Raw genomic sequence first — 2,245 nt, 5'->3', positions numbered from 1 at the left:
CGGTTTCAGTGAAGCTGTTCTGCCGCAGAGACAGATAGCTGATGGTGTCGGACGGAATGATGCGCAACCGCCCGAATTCAAAGGTATAGCCGACCTGCAGGTTGCCGCTGAAGGATGTGCCGCTCCATTTTGACGCGATAGTGCCGGTTTGCGCGCCGATGGCCTTGGTGCGCTGGCTTGTGCTGCTGTTGCGGCCGCCGCCGGCATTCAGCGCGACGAACAGATTGCCCCAGGACTTGGCGGCATAGATATCGACCTGCTGGGTGTTGATCAGCAACGGCTGGCCCTGGATGCCGCCATAATCGACATCGGACCAGCCAAAGCTGAAAGCGATACCCAGCGCATCAAGGCCGAACAACGGCTTGTCGACACCGATGCTCAGGCCCAGCGTGCTGGCCGCAAAACCCTGCGCGCTGGCATCTTCGCGCTGGCGAGCGAAATTGCCGATCTCGCTGGCCCACAGGCCGAGGCTGCCGCGGCGGTCAAGCTCGTTGGTCTTGCCCGCGATGCGAAGCGAAGACAGGCGCTGTGAAATATTGCCAAAACCGCCATCGGACATGGCAGCGGCGACCCGCAGCGGCGCCTGGCTGAAACTGGCAGGGAGCAACTGGCGATAGGCGCCGAGGAAGTCAGCCTGCGACGACAGGTTGCCGATGGCAGCGCCAAGGCCAGTGGCGTCCCCTGCCAGAGCCGCCAGCGACTGGTCGAAGAAGCTGCCGACACCGGGCGCGAGGCCGATCTGTGCGGCGGTCTTGCGGTTCAGCGTCACTTCGATGCTGTTGGTGCCGACAGTGGCGGCGCCCAGCGTATAGAGGAACGGCACGGCTGCGACATCGACCAACGCCGACGGGCTGGCTGCGGTGATGCCGCCAGCTGCCGTCAGCAGGGTCAGGTTCTGGCTTTGCGTCACATTGGTGACCGCGATGCGCAGCCGGCTGTTGGCGTCAAAGCTGGCGGTGCCGGCAATGGCGAGGCCGGGCTGACCAGAGCGCACACCGATGACCAAAGTGGACGCACCGGTCATCGCCAGAGAGGACACCGGCAACGTGCTGTTGCCCGAAAGATCAAGCGTGGTGACGCCGGCGATGGACAGGTCCACGCCGCCGATGCTGGAGATCGAGCCCACAACACGGGCACCGCCCGAAAGCGACAGCACATTGGCGCCGGCGCCAAGCGCCAGATTGCCGGTTACCGTGCCGCCGGTCAGCAGCACACTGGTGGCGCCGCTGCCGCCGATGATGTTGCCGCGAATGGTGCCGCTGTTGCTGATCTGAACCGCACCCGTGCCTGCTGACAAATCGATGGCGATACCGATAGCGCCGCCGTTTGCGCCCGGTGAGGTGCTGATGGTGCCGCTGTTGGTGACCGATGTGATGGACCCGGCAAGATCGCGGATACCCCAGGCATTGTTGCTGCCTGTGGCCACCACGTCGATGGTGTTGGTGTTGACGACACTGGCAAGGCTGCCGCCCTGACGGACCAGTATTGCCGTGGCAGTGCCGCCAGTGCCAGCCGGCGTCGCGCCATTCACCGGGGTCTGCGCCGCACTGATCGCGATCGTGCCGGCATTGCGCACAGTCGGGACGCTCGCGCCTGCCGACACATCGATGCCAGTGGCGGCGGCATCGACGGTGGAGACATTGATGATGCCGTTGGCCTGGTTTGCAAAACCGCCATCCAATATCACCCGGCCCGGCGCCAACCCGGTGGCACCGAAACGCACGGCCGACGCCGCCTTGCCCGAATCGCGGCCCAGCGCCTGGATGTTGCCACGGTTGATGACGGCATAGGCATTGTCGCCGGTGCCAGCGACACCGATGGTGACATTGTCATCACCGATCGGCGCAACCAGCAAGGCCGGCGCGCCGGCAAAGGCCGTGATGTTGGCCGTCACGAGCGAAAGGGGCGTGTTGTTGGGATCGGCCGGTGCCGGCTGGATGGCGCCAGTGCCATCGACAAAGAAACGGTCGTTGATGAAGCCGCCGCCTACCGAGGCACCAAGGTGCACGCCGGCCACCCCGGCAACCGCGGGGACGCGATTGTTGGTGGCATCGAATGTCTGGTCGGTGCCGGCCGAGATGGTGCCGCCGTTGGTGATTGTGCCGCTCACGCCGGCTGCAATTTGCACCGCGGTGCTGCCCGCGCCGCTGGCCGACAGGACGCCGCGATTGCTGATGTTGCCGGTCACGCCCGACGTGATGGCCAGTGCGCGGCTGTTTGTGCCGGTCACGCCGATGCTGCGCGT

Annotated in this window: 1 protein-coding gene; it reads right to left on the bottom strand. The window is 65.3% G+C overall.

The genetic code is table 11. The annotated features are described in order from the left end of the window. Positions 1 to 2,110, bottom strand: a 2,110-nt coding sequence (locus RMQ73_RS09915) for an autotransporter domain-containing protein (RefSeq protein ID WP_310498041.1), incomplete at its 3' end; no start/stop codon positions are given. Positions 2,111 to 2,245 lie beyond the last annotated feature (135 nt).

Origin of the sequence: Sandarakinorhabdus sp., from assembly GCF_031430775.1 — a bacterium.
GTDB lineage: Bacteria > Pseudomonadota > Alphaproteobacteria > Sphingomonadales > Sphingomonadaceae > Sandarakinorhabdus.
This window is presented reverse-complemented; position numbering and strand designations above follow the sequence as displayed.